At 64.2% G+C, this 18,829-nt stretch carries 18 protein-coding genes and 1 pseudogene; 14 read left to right on the forward strand and 5 right to left on the reverse strand.

The window, feature by feature from the left end; translation table 11 throughout:
- Positions 1-3: 3 nt before the first annotated feature.
- Together HZR81_RS02405 and pilT are read right to left on the reverse strand one after the other, a co-directional pair.
- Positions 4-1,149, reverse strand: coding sequence for a PilT/PilU family type 4a pilus ATPase (locus tag HZR81_RS02405; RefSeq protein ID WP_026006585.1), 1,146 nt, complete (start codon positions 1,147-1,149; stop codon positions 4-6).
- 60 nt (positions 1,150-1,209) lie between these two features.
- Positions 1,210-2,244, reverse strand: coding sequence for a type IV pilus twitching motility protein PilT (pilT, locus tag HZR81_RS02410; protein ID WP_017245436.1), 1,035 nt, complete (start codon positions 2,242-2,244; stop codon positions 1,210-1,212).
- 66 nt (positions 2,245-2,310) lie between these two features.
- Here pilT and HZR81_RS02415 point away from each other — a divergent pair, with 66 nt between their 5' ends.
- The 10 genes from HZR81_RS02415 (at position 2,311) to HZR81_RS02460 (ending at position 11,097) form a co-directional block, all read left to right on the forward strand.
- Positions 2,311-3,000: a YggS family pyridoxal phosphate-dependent enzyme gene (locus HZR81_RS02415; RefSeq protein ID WP_500127221.1), complete on the forward strand. Its 690-nt coding sequence runs from the start codon at positions 2,311-2,313 to the stop codon at positions 2,998-3,000.
- A 10-nt stretch (positions 3,001-3,010) separates the two neighbouring features.
- A complete protein-coding gene (gene proC / locus HZR81_RS02420; RefSeq protein WP_500127222.1) occupies positions 3,011-3,835 on the forward strand; it encodes a pyrroline-5-carboxylate reductase in 825 nt (274 codons plus the stop codon).
- Positions 3,836-3,844: 9 nt separating this feature from the next.
- A complete protein-coding gene (locus HZR81_RS02425; RefSeq protein WP_017245439.1) occupies positions 3,845-4,435 on the forward strand; it encodes a YggT family protein in 591 nt (196 codons plus the stop codon).
- 271 nt (positions 4,436-4,706) lie between these two features.
- Positions 4,707-6,674: a dynamin family protein gene (locus HZR81_RS02430; protein ID WP_133455380.1), complete on the forward strand. Its 1,968-nt coding sequence runs from the start codon at positions 4,707-4,709 to the stop codon at positions 6,672-6,674.
- Positions 6,675-6,802: 128 nt separating this feature from the next.
- The gene (gene metX / locus HZR81_RS02435) at positions 6,803-7,942 is read left to right on the forward strand and encodes a homoserine O-succinyltransferase MetX (RefSeq protein ID WP_500127223.1); all 1,140 of its coding nucleotides are present in this window, start codon (positions 6,803-6,805) and stop codon (positions 7,940-7,942) included.
- A gap of 9 nt (positions 7,943-7,951) precedes the next feature.
- Positions 7,952-8,551, forward strand: coding sequence for a methionine biosynthesis protein MetW (metW, locus tag HZR81_RS02440; RefSeq protein WP_017245442.1), 600 nt, complete (start codon positions 7,952-7,954; stop codon positions 8,549-8,551).
- A gap of 25 nt (positions 8,552-8,576) precedes the next feature.
- Entirely contained in the window at positions 8,577-8,999 is a 423-nt protein-coding gene (locus HZR81_RS02445) for a DUF4426 domain-containing protein (RefSeq protein ID WP_102838907.1), read from the forward strand.
- Positions 8,996-9,589: an RdgB/HAM1 family non-canonical purine NTP pyrophosphatase gene (gene rdgB / locus HZR81_RS02450; RefSeq protein WP_500127224.1), complete on the forward strand. Its 594-nt coding sequence runs from the start codon at positions 8,996-8,998 to the stop codon at positions 9,587-9,589. Before HZR81_RS02445 ends, rdgB begins: the two co-directional genes overlap by 4 nt.
- The gene (hemW, locus tag HZR81_RS02455; protein WP_500127225.1) at positions 9,586-10,764 is read left to right on the forward strand and encodes a radical SAM family heme chaperone HemW; all 1,179 of its coding nucleotides are present in this window, start codon (positions 9,586-9,588) and stop codon (positions 10,762-10,764) included. Before rdgB ends, hemW begins: the two co-directional genes overlap by 4 nt.
- Before the next feature lie 9 nt (positions 10,765-10,773).
- The gene (locus tag HZR81_RS02460) at positions 10,774-11,097 is read left to right on the forward strand and encodes a DUF3392 domain-containing protein (protein WP_003303164.1); all 324 of its coding nucleotides are present in this window, start codon (positions 10,774-10,776) and stop codon (positions 11,095-11,097) included.
- A 6-nt stretch (positions 11,098-11,103) separates the two neighbouring features.
- Here HZR81_RS02460 and HZR81_RS02465 read toward each other — a convergent pair whose 3' ends face one another.
- Positions 11,104-11,466, reverse strand: a complete 363-nt coding sequence (locus tag HZR81_RS02465; RefSeq protein WP_500127226.1) for a DUF5064 family protein — start codon at positions 11,464-11,466, stop codon at positions 11,104-11,106.
- A gap of 190 nt (positions 11,467-11,656) precedes the next feature.
- Between HZR81_RS02465 and arcD the strand changes: the two are divergent.
- The 4 genes and pseudogenes from arcD (at position 11,657) to arcC (ending at position 16,459) form a co-directional block, all read left to right on the forward strand.
- Positions 11,657-13,084, forward strand: a pseudogene (gene arcD, locus HZR81_RS02470) (arginine-ornithine antiporter).
- A gap of 88 nt (positions 13,085-13,172) precedes the next feature.
- Entirely contained in the window at positions 13,173-14,429 is a 1,257-nt protein-coding gene (gene arcA / locus HZR81_RS02475) for an arginine deiminase (protein WP_500127227.1), read from the forward strand.
- Positions 14,430-14,478: 49 nt separating this feature from the next.
- Positions 14,479-15,489, forward strand: coding sequence for an ornithine carbamoyltransferase (locus HZR81_RS02480; RefSeq protein WP_500127228.1), 1,011 nt, complete (start codon positions 14,479-14,481; stop codon positions 15,487-15,489).
- 40 nt (positions 15,490-15,529) lie between these two features.
- A complete protein-coding gene (gene arcC / locus HZR81_RS02485) occupies positions 15,530-16,459 on the forward strand; it encodes a carbamate kinase (protein WP_500127229.1) in 930 nt (309 codons plus the stop codon).
- 40 nt (positions 16,460-16,499) lie between these two features.
- Here the strand turns inward: arcC and HZR81_RS02490 are convergent, their stop codons facing one another.
- Together HZR81_RS02490 and trmB are read right to left on the reverse strand one after the other, a co-directional pair.
- A complete protein-coding gene (locus tag HZR81_RS02490) occupies positions 16,500-17,837 on the reverse strand; it encodes a DUF1329 domain-containing protein (protein ID WP_500127230.1) in 1,338 nt (445 codons plus the stop codon).
- A gap of 221 nt (positions 17,838-18,058) precedes the next feature.
- Complete coding sequence (trmB, locus tag HZR81_RS02495) at positions 18,059-18,775, reverse strand: tRNA (guanosine(46)-N7)-methyltransferase TrmB (RefSeq protein WP_102838915.1); 717 nt, start codon at positions 18,773-18,775, stop codon at positions 18,059-18,061.
- Positions 18,776-18,829: the final 54 nt, after the last annotated feature.

An 18,829-nucleotide genomic window follows, 5' to 3' on the forward strand; every position in this document is an offset into this window, starting at 1 on the left:
CGATTAACGGAAGCGCCGACCCGGATCGTCGTCGCTGACCTCCAGACTCAACCCCTGCGAAACAGTGGTCAGGTGCTCACCGTCGGTTTCCGAACCCAGCTTGATCAACAGTCGCAGGTCGTTGGCCGAGTCGGCGTGCAACAGCGCATCTTCGTAGGTGATCTCGCCCTGCACATAGAGGTTGTACAGCGCCTGGTCGAAGGTCTGCATACCCAGCTCGGTGGAGCGCTTCATCAGCGACTTGAGTTCATGCACCTCGCCCTTGCGGATAAGGTCCGCGGCCAGCGGGGTGTTGATCAGCACCTCGATCACCGCACGACGACCCTTGCCGTCCGGGGTCGGCACCAGCTGCTGGGCGACGATGGCCTTGAGGTTGAGCGATAGATCCATCCAGACCTGGTTGTGCCGATCCGGTGGGAAGAAGTTGATGATGCGGTCCAGCGCCTGGTTGGCGTTGTTGGCGTGCAGCGTGGCCAGGCACAGGTGTCCGGTTTCGGCGAACGCTACGGCATAGTCCATTGTCTCGCGGGTACGAATCTCGCCGATGAGAATCACGTCCGGCGCCTGGCGCAGCGTGTTCTTCAGTGCCACCTCGAAAGAGCTGGTATCGATGCCGACTTCGCGCTGGGTAACGATGCAGTTCTGATGCTGGTGGATGAATTCGATCGGGTCTTCGATGGAGATGATGTGGCCGCTGGAGTTCTTGTTGCGGTAGCCGATCATCGAGGCCAGCGAGGTCGACTTGCCAGTGCCGGTGGCGCCGACGAACAGCACCAGACCACGCTTGGTCATCGACAGCTTCTTGAGAACGTCAGGCAGCTTCAGCTCTTCGATTGTCGGAATGTTGGTCTCAATGCGACGCAGCACCATGCCGGCCAGGTTGCGCTGATAGAACGCACTGACACGGAAGCGACCGATCCCACGGGCACTGATGGCGAAGTTGCATTCGTGATTTTCGGTGAACTCGCGACGCTGCTGCTCGTTCATCACGCCGTGCACGGTTTCCCGGGTCATCTCCGGTGACATGGCGGTCTTGCTCACCGGCATGATCTTGCCGTTGACCTTCATCGACGGCGGCACGCCCGCCGTGATGAACAGATCGGAGCCGCCCTTTTCCACCATCAGGCGCAGAAGTTTCTCGAATTCCATCGTCATACTCGCAATCGTGGCAAGCGCCGCACCGAGCGGCGTCCGGGGTTGTCAGGCGTTCTAGAAATTCTCTGGCTGCTTGGCCTTCTCGCGCGCGCTGTCGCGGCTGATCAGGCCCTTGGCCAGCAGCCCCTTGAGGCACATGTCCAGGGTCTGCATGCCCAGCGAACCGCCGGTCTGGATCGCCGAGTACATCTGCGCCACCTTGTCCTCGCGGATCAGGTTACGGATCGCCGGCGTACCGATCATGATCTCGTGGGCCGCCACGCGACCGCCGCCAACCTTCTTCAGCAGCGTCTGCGAGATCACAGCCTGCAGGGATTCGGAGAGCATCGAACGGACCATGGACTTCTCTTCGGCCGGGAACACGTCGACCACACGGTCGATGGTCTTGGCGGCCGAGGTGGTGTGCAGGGTGCCGAACACCAGGTGACCGGTTTCCGCGGCCGTCAGCGCCAGGCGGATGGTTTCCAGGTCCCGCATCTCGCCCACCAGGATGATGTCCGGGTCTTCACGCAGGGCCGAGCGTAGGGCTTCGGAGAAGCCGAGGGTATCGCGGTGTACCTCGCGCTGGTTGACCAGACATTTCTTCGATTCGTGAACGAATTCGATGGGGTCTTCGATGGTAAGGATATGGTGGTATTTGGTGTTGTTTAGATAGTCGAGCATCGCCGCCAGGGTAGTCGACTTACCCGAACCGGTCGGCCCGGTGACCAGCACCAACCCGCGCGGCACGTCGGTGATCTTGCGGAAGACCTCGCCCATGTTCAGGTCTTCCATGGTCAGCACCTTGGAAGGAATGGTCCGGAATACCGCGCCCGAGCCGCGGTTCTGATTGAACGCGTTGACGCGGAAACGCGCCACGCCCGGCACCTCGAACGAGAAGTCGGTTTCGAGGAATTCCTCGTAATCCTTGCGCTGCTTGTCGTTCATGATGTCGTAGATCAGCGCATGCACCTGCTTGTGGTCCATGGCCGGCAGGTTGATGCGCCGCACGTCGCCATCGACGCGGATCATCGGCGGCAGGCCGGCGGAAAGGTGCAAATCCGACGCACCCTGCTTGGCGCTGAAGGCCAGCAGTTCTGTGATATCCATGGGACTCCCCAATTACAAGCAAGCAGGTAGAATGCCGCGCAGACCCCAAGGCAGCGGGCGCAAGTAATGTCCACGATAGAGAAGAATATTGCAAAGGTCGCAGCGCGCATCCGTGAGGCGGCGCAAGCTGTGCATCGCGACGCTGCCACGGTCGGCCTGCTGGCCGTGAGCAAGACCCAGCCAGCCGCCGCCATTCGCGAGGCGTTCGCTGCCGGTCTGCGCGATTTCGGCGAGAACTATCTGCAGGAAGCGCTGGATAAACGGGTCGAACTGGACGACCTGCCATTGATCTGGCATTTCATCGGTCCCATCCAGTCGAACAAGACCAAAGCCATCGCCGAGCACTTCGACTGGGTGCATTCGGTGGACCGCTTGAAGATCGCCCAGCGCTTGTCCGACCAGCGCCCCGCCACGCTGCCGCCGCTGAACGTCTGCCTGCAGGTCAATGTCAGTGGCGAGGCCAGCAAATCGGGTTGTACTCCACAGGAGTTGGGGCCGCTGGCCGAGGCCGTCGCTGCGATGCCTCAGCTGCGTCTGCGCGGCCTGATGTGCATCCCGGCACCCACTGAGAACCCTGCCGAGCAGCGCGCTGCCTTCGCCCGCCTGCGGCTGTTGCGCGACGAGCTGGCACTGGACCTGGATACGCTGTCCATGGGCATGAGCCAGGATCTCGAAGCGGCCATTGCCGAAGGTGCGACCTGGGTTCGCATCGGCACCGCTCTCTTCGGCGCTCGTGACTACGGCCGCCCTCAATAAAGGAATTGCTATGACCACTCCCCGCATCGCCTTCATCGGCGCCGGCAACATGGCCGCCAGCCTGATCGGCGGCCTGCGCGCCCAGGGCTTCCCCGCCGACGCCATCCGCGCCAGCGACCCCGGTGCCGAACAGCGCGCGAAGACCAGCGCCGAACACGGTATCCAGACCTTCGCGCAGAATGCCGAAGCACTGGCTGGCGCCGATGTGGTGGTGCTGTCGGTCAAGCCGCAGGTCATGCAGGCCGTCTGCCGCGACCTGGTCGCCCACCTCGAACATGGGCCGCTGATCGTGTCCATCGCCGCCGGCATCAGCTGCGACAGCCTGCAGCGCTGGCTCGGCCCGCGACCGCAGGCGATCGTGCGCTGCATGCCCAACACCCCCGCGCTGCTGCGCCAGGGCGTCAGCGGGCTGTTCGCCAACGCCCAGGTCAGTGCCGAGCAGAAGCGGCAGGCCGAACAGCTGCTGTCGGCCGTCGGCATGGCGCTGTGGCTCGACGAGGAGCACCTGATCGATGCGGTGACCGCCGTTTCCGGCAGTGGTCCGGCCTATTTCTTCCTGCTGATCGAGGCGATGACGGCGGCCGGCCAGCAGCTCGGCCTGCCTCGCGAAACCGCCGCCCAGCTCACCCTGCAGACCGCGCTGGGCGCCGCGCGCATGGCCTGCGAGAGCGATGTCGATGCCGCCGAACTGCGGCGTCGCGTCACCTCGCCGAACGGAACCACCGAAGCGGCGATCAAAGCCTTCCAGGCGGGCGGCTTCGAACAGCTTGTGCAGCAGGCGTTGAACGCGGCCGCACAGCGCTCGGCCGAGCTGGCCGAACAACTGGGTCAATAAGGAGCATTCATGTCCCAACTCTCGCAAGCACTGATTCTCGTCATCCAGACCCTGGGCAGCCTCTATCTGCTGATCGTGCTGCTGCGCTTCATCCTTCAGCTGGTACGCGCCGACTTCTACAACCCGCTCAGCCAGTTCATCGTCAAGGCCACCCACCCTCTGCTGCGCCCGATGCGCCGAATCATTCCTAGCATGGGCTCGCTGGACCTGTCCTCGCTGGTCCTCGCGATCATCGTGCAAATGGTGCTGATGGCGCTGATCCTGCTGATCGCCTACGGCACCACCGGCAATCCGCTGCTGCTCCTGGTCTGGGCGCTGGTGGGCATCACCGGGCTGTTCCTCAACATCTTCTTCTGGGCGCTGATCATCAGCGTGATCCTCTCCTGGGTCGCACCGGGCAGCCACAACCCCGGCGCTCAGCTGGTCAGCCAGATCTGCGAACCGGTGCTGATGCCATTCCGCCGCCTGCTGCCGAACCTCGGCGGTCTGGATATTTCGCCGATCTTCGCCTTCCTAGCGATCAAGCTGCTGGACATGCTGGTGGTGAACAACCTGGCGACGATGACCCACATGCCGAACATCCTGCGCATGCTCATCTGAGACGCCGTTCAAGATTTGCTGTCAAAGCGGCAGCGGGGGCGGAAATGCGCCTCGGCTTGCCGCCTGGCTGCACGTAGACTCCATTCGCTCGGTTGTTTCCATCCTGCCTCGCCTGCTGAATGCGGGGATGTGAACGAGTACATCGACACGCCTTCGAGCCCTGCGATGACCGTTCGTGCGCCCTGCTCGCCCGTCCGGCGTAGCAGGCTCCGACTGAATTGACGTCATGCCGGCGGGCCCGATAATCGCCGGACATACGTCCAGGAGCTGGATGAGCATGGAACGACTCGATCGACAAGTGGATGCCTACGTCGCCTGGAAGCGCGACCTGATTCGCGAGATCACCCGCTACCGCAGCTGGCTGGCACACAACCGGCTCAACAGCGAAGCGGTCGATGCCCGCCTGGAACGCGCCTTGCGGGTCCTGCGTACCGACCACATCACACTGGCTTTCGTCGGCGAGTACTCGCGCGGCAAGACCGAGCTGATCAACAGCCTATTCTTTTCCAACTACGGCCAACGCATCCTGCCTTCGCGCGCCGGACGCACCACCATGTGCCCCACCGAGCTGTTCTTCGACCCACGTTCGGAGCGCTCCTATATCCGCCTCCTGCCCATCGAGTCGCGCCTGGAAGACACCAGCATCGCCCAACTCAAGCGGACCCCGCGATTGTGGCTGCACCTTCCCCTCGACCCGCAGGACCCGGACAACATGGCCGAAGCCTTTGCCCAGGTCGCACTGACCAAGGCCATGCCGGCTGAGCAGGCGATCCAGCTCGGCTTCGACCCCGCCACCCTGGAAAGCGCAGACGGCAGCGATCATGTACGGGTGCCGGCCTGGCGACATGCAATGGTCAACTTCGATCACCCGCTGCTGCGTCAGGGCCTGCGCATTCTCGATACCCCCGGACTCAATGCGCTGGGCAGCGAGCCGGAACTCACCCTGTCGATGCTGCCCAATGCCCAGGCGATCATATTCCTGCTGTCGGCTGACGCCGGTGTCACCGCCAGCGACATGCAGATCTGGCAGCAGCACATCCGTCAGCTCGACGAAGACACGCAGAACAGTCTTTTCGCCGTGCTGAACAAGATCGACGTGCTCTGGGACGACGTCGCCGGCGAAGACTTCGTGCAGAACGCCATCGAGCAGATCCGCCAGAGCACCGCGCAGCAGCTGGGCATCGACCCGGCTGACGTGATGCCGCTGTCGGCCAAGCAGGCGCTGATGGCCAAGATCCGCGGCGACCAGGCACTGCTCGAGCGCAGCCAGCTGGAGCAGCTGGAACGCCTGCTCAGCCAGCGAATCCTGACGCACAAGGAACAGCTGCTCGAGGAACAGGTCGTGCATCAGGTGCTGGCCTTGCTGCAGAACAGCCAGCACACGCTCCGCCTGCGCCTGGAAAAGGTCATCGAGCAGCGCGACCTGCTCGCCAGCCATCAGATGGGCAGCGGGCAGATGCTGCTCGAGCTCACCGCGCGCACCCGCCACGACCATAATCGTCACCACAAGCGCCTGCTCGATCTGAAGACCAACCAGCGCCTGCTGCAACGTCAGGGGGACCTGTTGCGTACGGCGATACGTGCCGAGCGCCTCGAAGAGCATCTGACCCGCCTGCGCCGCAGCCTGACCGGCAGCCTGACCACGCTGGGCATCAACCTGGCGATCCTGCACTTCTTCCGCTCCGTGGAGCAGGACCTGGGAATCCTCGAGCAGGAGGCCGAACGTGCCAACAAGATGGTCTCGGCCATCTATCGTCGGCACAACGAAGAAAATCCGTTGCACGGCATCGACCCGCCTCTGTTCCAGTTGCAGCCTTACCAGCGCGAGCTGCGTACCCTGCAAACCAAGGCCGATCAGTTCCGCCTGCAACTCAAGACCCTGCTCACCGAGCAGCGCACCCTGACCCGGCGCTTTTTCGCCACCCTGGTCCAGGAAGTCATCGGTCTGCACCAGCGTTTGCGCCAGGAGGCCGAACAGTGGGCTGGCGAGGCCCTGATGCCACTGCTGCAGTACTCGCTCGAACACAAGCAACAGCTGGAAACCCACATCCTGAAGCTCAAGTCGCTGGCCAGCGAAAGCCAGCAGAACAGCCAGCGCGGCCAGCTGCTGACGCGCTACAGCGGCGAACTGGAGCAACAACTGGCGCAGGCCACGGAAATGCTCCGTGCGTTGCGCCGACCGGCGCCGCTACGGCGGCAGGGCAAGGTCGTCAGCCTGACCAACGCGCAGATCAGCTAAAGCTCCCGCCATTTCGTCGCAGCCAGCGAGGAAATGGCGAGAGCCCCGCTCGCTGTTGCATTTCAGGATGAATTGCGCCGCGCTTACCTTTAGACTTTGCCGCCTTCCTCAAGCAAGAGCCAGGGTCGATGCCCACTGCAATTCCCGCCGATTCCGTTGGCCTGGTGAGTCCGCAGGTCGCGCATTTTGCCGAACCACTGACACTCGCCTGCGGCCGCACGCTGGCCGACTACCAGCTGATCTACGAAACCTACGGCGAACTGAACGCCGCCCGCAGCAATGCCGTGCTGATCTGCCATGCGCTGTCCGGCCACCACCATGCGGCCGGCTACCACAGCGTGGACGACCGCAAGCCTGGCTGGTGGGACTCGTGCATCGGTCCGGGCAAGGCCATCGATACCGAGCGCTTCTTCGTCGTCAGCCTGAACAATCTGGGCGGCTGCAACGGCTCCACCGGTCCCAGCAGCACCAATCCGGCCAGCGGCAAGCCCTACGGCGCCGACTTCCCGGTGGTCACGGTGGAGGACTGGGTGCACAGCCAGGCACTGCTTGCCGACCGTCTCGGCATCGCCCAGTGGGCCGCGGTGGTCGGCGGCAGCCTGGGCGGCATGCAGGCCCTGCAGTGGACCATCAGCTATCCCGAGCGGGTGCGTCACTGCCTGGCCATCGCCTCGGCGCCCAGGCTGTCTGCACAGAACATCGCCTTCAACGAGGTCGCGCGCCAGGCGATCCTCTCTGACCCCGAGTTCCACGGCGGGCACTTCCAGGAGATGGGCGTGATCCCCAAGCGCGGACTGATGCTGGCGCGCATGGTCGGGCACATCACCTACCTGTCCGATGACGCCATGGGCACCAAGTTCGGCCGCGGACTGAAGAGCGAGAAACTGAACTACGACTTCAACAGCGTGGAATTCCAGGTCGAAAGCTACCTGCGTTATCAGGGCGAGGAATTTTCCGGGCGTTTCGACGCCAACACCTACCTGCTGATGACCAAGGCGCTGGACTACTTCGACCCGGCCGCAGCCCATGATGACGATCTGGCCAAGACCTTCGAGGCCGCCCAGGCACGCTTCTGCGTGATGTCCTTCACCACCGACTGGCGCTTCTCGCCGGAACGCTCGCGGGAAATCGTCGACGCGCTGCTCGCCGCGCGCAAGGACGTCTGCTACCTGGAGATCGATGCGCCGCAGGGCCATGACGCCTTCCTGATCCCCAACCCCCGCTACCTGCAAGCCTTCCGCGGTTACATGAACCGCATAGCCGTATAAGGAACGAAGATGCGCGCCGATCTGGACATCATCCAAGAGTGGATTCCGGCCGGCAGCCGAGTTCTCGACCTCGGCTGCGGCAATGGCGAGCTGCTGGCCTGGCTGCGTGACCACAAGCAGGTCAGCGGCTACGGCCTGGAAATCGACCCGGACAACATCGCCGCCTGCATCGACAAGGGCGTCAACGTCATCGAGCAGAACCTCGACCTGGGCCTGGGCAACTTCGCCAGCGACAGCTTCGACATGGTGGTGATGACCCAGGCGCTGCAGGCCGTGCATTACCCCGACCAGCTGTTGAAGGAAATGCTGCGCGTCGGCCGCCAGTGCATCATCACCTTCCCCAACTTCGGCCATTGGCGTTGCCGCTGGTACCTTGCGAGCAAAGGCCGCATGCCGGTGTCGGAGTTCCTCCCCTACACTTGGTACAACACGCCGAACATTCACTTCTGCACGTTCGAGGATTTCGAGCGGCTGTGTCTGGAAAGCGGTGCCAGGGTACTCGAACGTCTGGCCGTCGACCGCGATCACAGGCATGGCTGGGCCAGTCGACTATGGCCGAATCTGCTGGGTGAAATCGGCATCTACCGCGTCACCGGGCCGTCCCGCTGAGCGGTTCAACGCTGGAGGTAAGCATATGAAACGCGTCCTGATCGGCCTGTTGGCCGCACTCCTCACATTGCCGGCGCTGGCCGAGCGCAAGCACAGCGTCGGCGAATACGACATCCACTACAGCGCCTTCAATTCGGGCTTCCTGCAGCCGGACATTGCCGCCGCCGCCGGACTCACGCGCAGCAAGACCCAGGGCGTGGTCAACGTCTCGGTGATCAAGGGCGGCAAGCCGGTCGCGGCGCAGGTCAGCGGTGTAGTGAAGAACCTGCTCGGACAGGATCGCGCGCTGGGCTTCAAGCAACTCAAGGAAGGCGACGAGGCGATCTATTACCTCGCGCAGTTCCCCTTCGACTCGCAGGAAACCCTGCGTTTTGCCCTCACCGTACAGCCGACCGGCGCCGAGCCGTTCAGCTTCGAGTTCACCCAGGAATTCTTCCCCGACCGATGATGCCTTTTTCCGAACTGGTGCTGGCCAGCCACAATGCCGGCAAACTCAAGGAACTCCAGGCCATGCTCGGCGACACCGTGCGCGTACGCTCGGTGGCCGAGTTCAGCAGTGTGGAGCCGGAAGAGACCGGCCTGTCGTTCATTGAGAACGCCATTCTCAAGGCGCGCAATGCGGCACGGATCTCCGGCCTGCCGGCGCTGGCCGATGACTCAGGCCTGGCGGTCGACGCCCTGGGCGGCGCACCGGGCATCTACTCGGCGCGCTATGCCGATGGCCAGGGCGACGCAGCCAACAATGCCAAGCTGCTGCAGGTGCTGCGCGACGTGCCGGATGCCGAGCGCGGCGCGCAGTTCGTCTGCGCCCTGGCGCTGGTGCGGCATGCCGACGATCCGCTGCCGATCATCTGCGAAGGCCTCTGGCACGGCCGCATCCTGCATGCGCCGCGTGGCGAGCACGGCTTCGGCTACGACCCACTGTTCTGGGTGCCGGAGTGCAACTGCTCCAGCGCCGAGTTACCCGCCGCGCAGAAGAACCAGCTCAGCCACCGCGCACGCGCCATGGCCCTGCTCAAGCAGCGGCTGGGGATATGATCGCCGCAAGCCCCGCGCCGGCAACCGGCCAGGGCCGCTTCGAACTGCCGCCCCTGGCGGCGTACGTCCATATCCCCTGGTGCGTGCGCAAGTGCCCGTACTGTGACTTCAACTCCCACGCAGCCGGCCCTGAGCTGCCAGAAGAGGCCTATGTGGCCGCGCTGCTGGCCGATCTTCGCGCGGATCTCGAGCACGTCCAGGGACGCCGGCTAAGTTCGATCTTCTTCGGCGGCGGTACGCCAAGCCTGTTTTCCGCCAAGGCACTGGCGGAGATCGTCGACGGGCTGGAGCGGCTGGTCGGCTTTGCCGAGGACATCGAGATCACCCTGGAGGCCAACCCGGGGACGTTCGAGCAGGCCAAATTCCGCGACTACCGCCAGCTCGGCATCAACCGGCTGTCCATCGGCGTGCAGAGTTTCCAGGCCGACAAGCTCAAGGCGCTGGGGCGCATCCACGATGGCGACGAAGCGATTCGCGCCGCCGACATGGCCCGCGCCGCAGGCTTCGAAAACTTCAACCTGGACCTCATGCACGGTCTGCCGGACCAGAGCCTGGAAGATGCGTTGAGCGACCTGCGCATCGCCATCGCCCAGCAACCGACGCACCTGTCCTGGTACCAGCTGACGCTGGAGCCGAACACGGTGTTCTGGAGCCAGCCACCGCAGCTGCCCGAAGACGACATCCTCTGGGACATCCAGGAAGCCGGCCAGGCACTGCTCGGCGAGCACGGCTATCGCCAATACGAGACCTCGGCCTACGCCCAGCCCGGGGGACAGGCGCGGCACAACCTGAACTACTGGACCTTCGGCGACTTCCTCGGCATCGGTGCCGGCGCCCATGCCAAGCTCAGCCATGCCGACGGCCGCATCCTGCGCAGCTGGAAGACCCGCCTGCCGAAGGACTACCTCGATCCGGCCAAGGCCTTCCGCGCAGGCGAAAAACAGCTGACAGCGGACGAGCTGCCCTTCGAATTCCTGATGAATGTGCTGCGCCTCACCGACGGCGTACCGGCCATGCTGTTCACTCAGCGCACCGGACTGGCGCTGGATGTGCTTGCCAAGCCACGGCGCGATGCCGAAGCACGCGGCCTGCTCTCGGCTGACCCGGCGCGCCTGGTGGCAACACCGAAGGGCCAGCTGTTTCTCAACGACCTGCTACAGAGCTTCCTGCCTTAAGGACCCTGGATGGATTTGCTACTCGACCTGATCGTCACGCTGTCGCGCTGGAGCCGCAGCCACCTGTCCGATATTTCCCTGGCACTGATGGCGACCCTCTTCGTGCTGTTCGGGCCGGCAATCAATACCTGGGTAAAGGGCGCGGTCAGCAGCCTGAATTTCTTTTTCCGCACGCTGATCTTCGTGCTCGTCTGCGCGGTCGGCTACGGCCTGGCCATCGTCTTTCTCACGCCGTGGATGACCCAGGGCCTGGCGCACCTGAACAACTACAGCCTGGCGCCGGTGCTGCTGCTGATCTTCTTCCTCATCGGCGTGATCGCCGACCGCAACTGACGCCACTCAGCCTTCGCGCAGGAAGCGGTCGAGATCGACCGCCTCGCCGGGCTGCAGATGCAGCTGCTCGCGCAGATCCGCATACAGCGGGTCATACAGGCCATGAAAGCCGAACAGGATATCCTGCCTGACCTGTACGCCATGCGCGCGCAGGCACTGCCTTACCCGTTGCAGGAAGTTGCAGGCGACATCCCGGTGCATCCGGAAGCGCTCGTCAATATGCATCTGGCCGGCTTCGACGCAGAGATGAAAGCAGGCCCACTCCGGTCTCGGCTCAGCGCCTTCGACGTGATAGTCAAGAGTCAGGCGATAGCCGGGCCGCACATCGGTCAGCAGCCGGCTGATTTCCACATGTCCGGGTCTGAACACCGTTTCCCCCTCGTCGCGCCTGAGCGCTCCATAACTGACACCGAGGCTGGCCGCATTCGTCGCAGCGCAACCGGCCCAGAGCATCCTTGCACCGCTACATCCATACTTTCTTGACGCCTGTCATCATCGCATCGCACGGGCAGGCATTCAATGGTCCCGCTACGCACGGTCTTCGCAGGAGACAGGGGTTATGGCCACGACCTCGAAGCAACTGAAGCTCAGCGCACTGGTGGCGCTGGTAATGGGTTCGATGATTGGCTGCGGAATCTTCTCCCTGCCGCAGAACATGGCGGCCAGTGCCAGCGCCGGCGCCATCCTGATCGGCTGGGCGATCACCGCGGTGGGCATGCTGACCCTGGCGTTCGTCTTCCAGAGCCTGGCCAACCGCAAGCCGGAACTCGACGCCGGCGTGTACGCCTATGCCAAGGCCGGTTTCGGCGACTACATGGGCTTCTCGTCCGCCTGGGGCTATTGGATCAGCGCCTGGATCGGCAACGTCAGCTACTTCGTACTGCTGTTCAGCACGCTGGGCTACTTCGTTCCGATGTTCGGCGAGGGCAATACCCTGCCGGCGGTGATCGGCGCCTCGCTGGTGCTCTGGGGCGTGCATTTCCTCGTCCTGCGCGGTATCCGCGAGGCGGCATTCGTCAACCTGGTCACCACCATCGCCAAGATCGTGCCGTTGATCCTGTTCATCGTGATCACCGCGGTGGCCTTCCGCCTGGACGTGTTCACCGCTGACTTCTGAAGCCGTGGCAACCCGGAGCTGGGCAGCGTGATGCAGCAGGTGCGCAACATGATGCTGGTGACGGTGTGGGTGTTCATCGGTATCGAGGGCGCCAACGTGTTCTCGGCGCGCGCCGAGCGCCGTAGCGACGTCGGGCGCGCCACGGTCATCGGCTTCTATAGCGTGCTCGCGCTGCTGGTGCTGGTGAACATCCTGTCGATGGGCATCATGAGCCAGGCCGAGCTGGCGGGCCTGAAGAACCCTTCCATGGCGGGCGTGCTGGAGCAGGTGGTCGGTCGCTGGGGCGCGGTGCTGATCAGCGTCGGCCTGGTGGTTTCGCTGGCCGGTGCCCTGTTGTCCTGGACCCTTCTGTGTGCCGAGATTCTCTTCGCCGCCGCCCGTGACCACACCATGCCGAGCTTCCTGCGCCAGGAAAATGCCCGCCACGTTCCGGTCAATGCGCTGTGGCTGTCCAACGGGCTGATCCAGCTGTTCCTGATCATCACCCTGTTCAACGCCTCCACCTATCTCAGCCTGCTCTACCTCGCCACCTCGATGATCCTGGTGCCGTACTTCTGGTCGGCGGCCTATGCATTGCTGCTCGGGGTTCGCGGCGAGGGATACGCGAACGCCGCGGGTGAACGGCGCAAGGACACGCTGATCGCCGCTGTCGCTACGCTGTATGCCGTGTGGCTGGTCTATGCCGGTGGCATCCAGTACCTGCTGTTGTCGGCGCTGCTCTACGCGCCGGGGGCACTGTTCTTCGCCAAGGCCAAGCGCGAACTGGGGCAGCCGGTATTCAGCGGCATCGAGAAGCTGATCTTCGCCGCCGTGCTCATCGGGGCGGCGATCGCGGCCTACGGCCTCTACGACGGTTTCCTGTCCCTCTGACCGGCGCCCCGGCGCCCTCTCGCCAAGGCCACAAGCGGCGGCGAGCCACTCTGCACCCACAGGTGCAACGATTGACGGAGGCAATGCCATGACTCAGCAACCGGCGAAACTGGGTGTTCACTCCGAAGCGGGCAAGCTGCGCAAGGTGATGGTCTGCGCGCCCGGGCTGGCCCACCAGCGCCTGACGCCGAGCAACTGCGACGAGCTGCTGTTCGACGACGTGCTCTGGGTCAACCAGGCCAAGCGCGACCATTTCGATTTCGTCACCAAGATGCGCGAGCGCGGCGTCGAGGTGCTGGAAATGCACAACCTGCTGACCGAGACGGTGAGCAATCCAGAGGCCTTGAAGTGGATTCTCGACCGCAAGATCACCGCCAACCAGGTCGGCATCGGCCTGCAGGACGAGGTGCGCAGCTGGCTCGAAGAACAGCAACCCCGGCAGCTTGCCGAGTACCTGATCGGCGGTGTGTCGGGCAGTGACATCCCCGGCACCCAGAGCGGCGAGATCGTCAGCCTGTTCCGCGACTACCTGGGCCACTCGAGCTTCATCCTGCCGCCGCTGCCCAACACCCTGTTCACCCGCGATACCAGCTGCTGGATCTATGGCGGTGTATCGCTCAACCCGATGCACTGGACCGCGCGCCGCCAGGAAACCCTGCTCACCGCCGCGATCTACCGCTTCCATCCGCAGTTCACCAGCCAGGACTTCAACGTCTGGTATGGCGATCCCGAGCTCGACCACGGTCTGGCCACGCTCGAAGGTGGCGACGTCATGCCGATCGGCAAAGGCGTGGTGCTGGTCGGCATGGGCGAACGCAGCTCACGGCAGGCCATTGGCCAGCTGGCGCTGTCGCTGTTCCGCCACGGTGCGGCCGAGCGGGTGATCGTCGCCGGCCTGCCACGTGCGCGCTCGGCGATGCACCTGGATACGGTATTCAGCTTCTGCGATCGCGATCTGGTGACCGTTTTCCCGGAAGTGGTGCAAAGCATCGTCGCCTTCAGTCTGCGCCCTGACGAGAGCAAGCCCGGCGGCATTGATCTGCGCCGGGAAAAGGCCAGCTTCCTCCAGGTGGTGGCCGAAGCTCTCGGCCTGCCGGCTCTGCGTGTGGTGGAAACCGGTGGCGACAGCTACGAGGTGGAACGCGAGCAGTGGGACGATGGTAACAACGTCGTCGCCCTAGAGCCCGGCGTGGTCATCGGCTACGACCGCAACACCTTCACCAACACGCTGCTACGCAAGGCCGGCGTCGAAGTCATCACCATCAGCTCCAGCGAACTGGGCCGTGGCCGCGGCGGCGGTCACTGCATGACCTGCCCGATCGTGCGCGACGCGCTCGACTACTGATCATCGCGCCGGGGTTTGCCCGGCAACCCCATATTGCGGAGGACGCGCCATGGCCTTCAACATCCACAACCGCAGCCTGCTCAGCCTGATGCACCACAGCGAGCGCGAGCTGCAGTATCTGCTCGACCTCTCTCGCGACCTCAAGCGCGCCAAGTACAGCGGCACCGAACGCCAGCATCTCAAGGGCAAGAACATCGCACTGATCTTCGAGAAGACCTCCACGCGAACCCGCTGCGCCTTCGAGGTGGCCGCCTACGATCAGGGCGCCAACGTCACCTACATCGACCCCAACTCTTCGCAGATCGGCCACAAGGAAAGCATGAAGGACACCGCTCGGGTGCTCGGGCGGCTGTACGACGCCATCGAGTACCGCGGGTTCAGGCAGGAGATCGTCGAGGAGCTGGCGCATTACGCCGGCGTGCCGGTCTACAACGGCCTGACCGACGAGTACCACCCGACGCAGATGATCGCTGACGTCATGACCATGCGCGAGCACAGCGACAAGGCACTGCACCAGATCAGCTACGCCTACGTGGGCGATGCGCGCAACAACATGGGCAACTCGCTGCTGCTGATCGGCGCCAAGCTGGGCATGGATGTACGCATCGCCGCACCGCGTGCGCTCTGGCCCAGCGAGCAACACGTCAAGGCCTGCGAGGAATTCGCCGCGCACAGCGGTGCGCGCCTGCTGCTCACCGAGGATGCGCAGGCGGCGGTGCAAGGCGTCGACTTCATCCACACCGACGTCTGGGTCTCGATGGGCGAGCCGATGGACGCCTGGGTCGAGCGCATCCAGCAGCTGCTGCCTTACCAGGTGAACGCGGCGCTGATGCAGGCGAGCAACAATCCGCGGGTGAAGTTCATGCACTGCCTGCCGGCGTTCCACAACAGCGAAACCAAGGTCGGCAGGGAGATCGCCACGCGCTATCCGCACCTGGCCAACGGTATCGAGGTCACCGAGGAGGTGTTCGAATCCCCGGCCTGCATTGCCTTCGAGCAGGCGGAGAACCGCATGCACACCATCAAGGCGATCCTGGTCTCCACCCTCGCCGACATCTGACGTGACCGGCGCCCGTGACGGGCGCCCTGGAGGAACCGACATGCGCATCGTCATCGCGCTGGGCGGCAATGCCCTGCTTCGCCGAGGGGAGCCGCTGAGCGCCGAGAATCAGCGAGAGAACATCCGCCGCGCCTGCGCACAGATCGCGCGGATCGCACCGGGCAACGAACTGGTGGTGGCGCACGGCAACGGCCCGCAGGTCGGGCTACTGGCCCTGCAGGGGGCCGCCTACAAGGAGGTACCCAGCTATCCGCTGGACGTCTTGGGGGCCGAAACCGAGGGCATGATCGGCTACATCATCGAGCAGGAGCTGGGCAACCTGCTGCCGTTCGAGGTTCCCTTCGCGACGCTGCTGACCCAGGTCGAGGTGGACCCCGAGGACCCGGCATTCAAGGCACCCAGCAAACCGATCGGCCCGGTCTACGGCCGCGAAGAGGCACAGCGTCTGGCCGAGCAAAGGGGCTGGAGCATCGCGCCGGACGGCGACCATTTCCGCCGCGTGGTGCCCAGCCCGCGGCCGAAGCGGATCTTCGAGATCAGGCCGATCAGCTGGCTGCTGGAGAAGGGCAGCGTGGTGATCTGTGCCGGCGGCGGTGGCATTCCGACCGTCTACGACCAGCACGGACGGCTACAAGGGGTCGAGGCGGTGATCGACAAGGACCTGTGTTCGGCGCTGCTGGCCGAGCAGCTCGGCGCCGATCTGCTGGTGATCGCGACCGATGTAGACGGCGCCTACCTGGATTGGGGCACCGCGCAGCAGCGGCGGATCGTCGAAGCCCATCCCGAGCAACTGGAACGCCTTGGCTTCGCCGCGGGGTCCATGGGCCCAAAGGTCGAGGCAGCCTGTCAGTTCGCCCGTCATACCGGCAAGGTCGCGGTGATCGGCTCGCTCGAACAGATCGAGGCCATCGTCCGCGGCGAAGCCGGCACACACGTCAGCCTGGCGGCAACTGGCCTGCACCACGCATAAAAAAGGGCGCCAGCGGCGCCCTTCGTTTAGCAGGTGAACCTCAATTGCCGCGACGCAGCGCCTGCGGCGAGAAGTCACGCGGGCCGAGTTTCACGTCGAAGTCGTACATCGGCTCGTTGTTATCCAGGCCATCGACGAAGTAGTTGCCGTCCTTGAGGTGGTAGAGCGTCTCCAGCGTGCTGTTGAACATCGGCACCTCGTAGTAGCTGATCGGATGGCTTTCCTGCAGGCCGATCAGCTGCCCGTTCTCGTCATACAGATCGACGGCCAGAATCGCCCAGCTGTCCTCGTCGATGTAGAAGCGACGCTTGTCGTAGAGATGGCTGAAGCCCTTGCGCAGCGTGGCGTCGACCACCCACACGCGGTGCAGCTCGTAGCGCAGCAGGTCGGGATTGAGCGTGCGCGGCTGGACGATGGTGTCGTAGGCAATGCCCTTCTGATGCAGGGCGTAGCTGTTGTAGGGCACCAGCATTTCGCGCTTGCCGAGCAGCTCCCACTCGTAGCGATCCGGTGCGCCATTGAACGAATCGACCACATCAGCCGTGGCCAGGCCGCTGGTGTCCGGTTGCAACGAATTGTAGGCCAGCGAGGGCAGACGACGCACACGGCGGTCGTCCGCACTGTAGCGCCAGGCCTTGCGGGTGGTGAGCACCTGATCAATCGGGTCCTGCACCACCAGCGCCGTGCCGGAAAGCTTGGCCGGCGCGGTGACGCGGTACTTGTAGTACAGCACGGTATTGTCCAGATCCGCGTAGGTCATGCCTTCGCGGTTATAGACGTAGTACACGTGGCGATCGCGCTTGATGTAGTTGGCCCGGCCGCCGATCACCACTGCCTGGTTGTTGATCATGTGGCTCTGGTCACCCTTGTAATGCAAGATGTGGTTCCAGATGACCTCGATACCGCTTTGCGGAATCGGGAAGGGAATCCCGGCCGCCGCGCCCTGGATGCCGTTGCCGTTGGCGATCAGTTCGGCGCTGACGGCGTTGAAGCGAGTGGCGTCGTAGATGCGCTGCGGTACCGCCGCGCTGCGGCGGGTCGGGAACACGCGCAGGTAATAGTCAGGATTGCGCTCGAGCAACGCCTTCATGCCCGCGGATAGCTGTTCGCTGTGCTCGGCCAGGTTAGTGCCATCGACCCGATAGAGCATCGCGTCGGCGGCAAAGGGATCCGGGTGGTGCATGCCACGTTCGTAGCCGGCTGGCGGCGCGACGCCTCCAGTCCAGGCGGGAATGGTGCCGGCCGCATTCGCCGACCGTTCGGCACCCAGCGGCGTCAAGTCCTGCCCGAGCCGGGCGGCCTGCGTACTGTCGACCTTGGCCTGTACTGGCAGTGCGGCACAGGTGGCCAGCATCAAGGCTCCAATCTTCGCGTACATCGTCTACTCCCCCAATTGCGCACGATGTCAGGGCGCTGCCAGGCATGCCCTATCATCGGCGTTGCATTGTTATCGGTGTGTGCAGGCATGCCTTCCTGGCCGGCATTCGTCCCTGGCCGCTGTTGCGGCTCTTCGATTGGATGCGGCCAGCGTGGCTGGCCTGGCACCGCCCGCGGGCGGTACGGCGGCCGCAGCACAGGCTGCCGTTATTACGCTGTCACTCAGTCGACGCGCTGGAACTTCAAGTCCCAGACGCCATGCCCGAGCCGCTCACCGCGGCGTTCGAACTTGGTCACCGGCCGCTCAGCGGGTCGCGGCACATAGCGGCCATCCTCGGCCAGATTGCGGTAGCCCGGGGCGACGCTCATAACCTCGAGCATGTGTTCGGCATAGGGCTCCCAGTCGGTGGCCATGTGCAGCACGCCGCCGATCTTCAGCTTGCTGCGTACCAGCTCGGCGAAGGCCGGCTGAACGATGCGACGCTTGTGATGACGGCTCTTGTGCCAGGGGTCTGGAAAGAACAGCAGCACGCGGTCGAGGCTGGCGTCGGGTACGCAATCGCGCAGCACCTCCAGAGCGTCGCAACTGTAGACCCGGACGTTGCTCAATTTCTGTGACACAAGTCCGCTCAGCAACGCGCCGACGCCCGGTTTATGCACTTCGACGCCGATGAAGTCCTGCTCCGGCGCCGCAGCAGCCATCTCCAGGGTCGAATGCCCCATGCCGAAGCCGATCTCGAAGGTGCGCGGCGCACTGCGGCCAAAGACGGCGTCGAAGTCGCGCAGACCATCCGCCAGCTCAAGACCGAACAGTGGCCAGCCCTGCTCCAGGCCGCGCTGCTGACCTTCGGTCATGCGCCCGGCGCGCATGACGAAACTCTTGATGGTGCGGCGAGGCGCGCTCTGTTGCTCTTCGGCCGCGGGGTTCTGCTCAGTCATGGTCTACCTGCAAGACATAAAAAAAGGCCGGCCCCGACCACGGTCGAGGCCGGC

This window comes from Pseudomonas sp. LM13 (assembly GCF_041381355.1).
GTDB lineage: Bacteria > Pseudomonadota > Gammaproteobacteria > Pseudomonadales > Pseudomonadaceae > Stutzerimonas > Stutzerimonas frequens.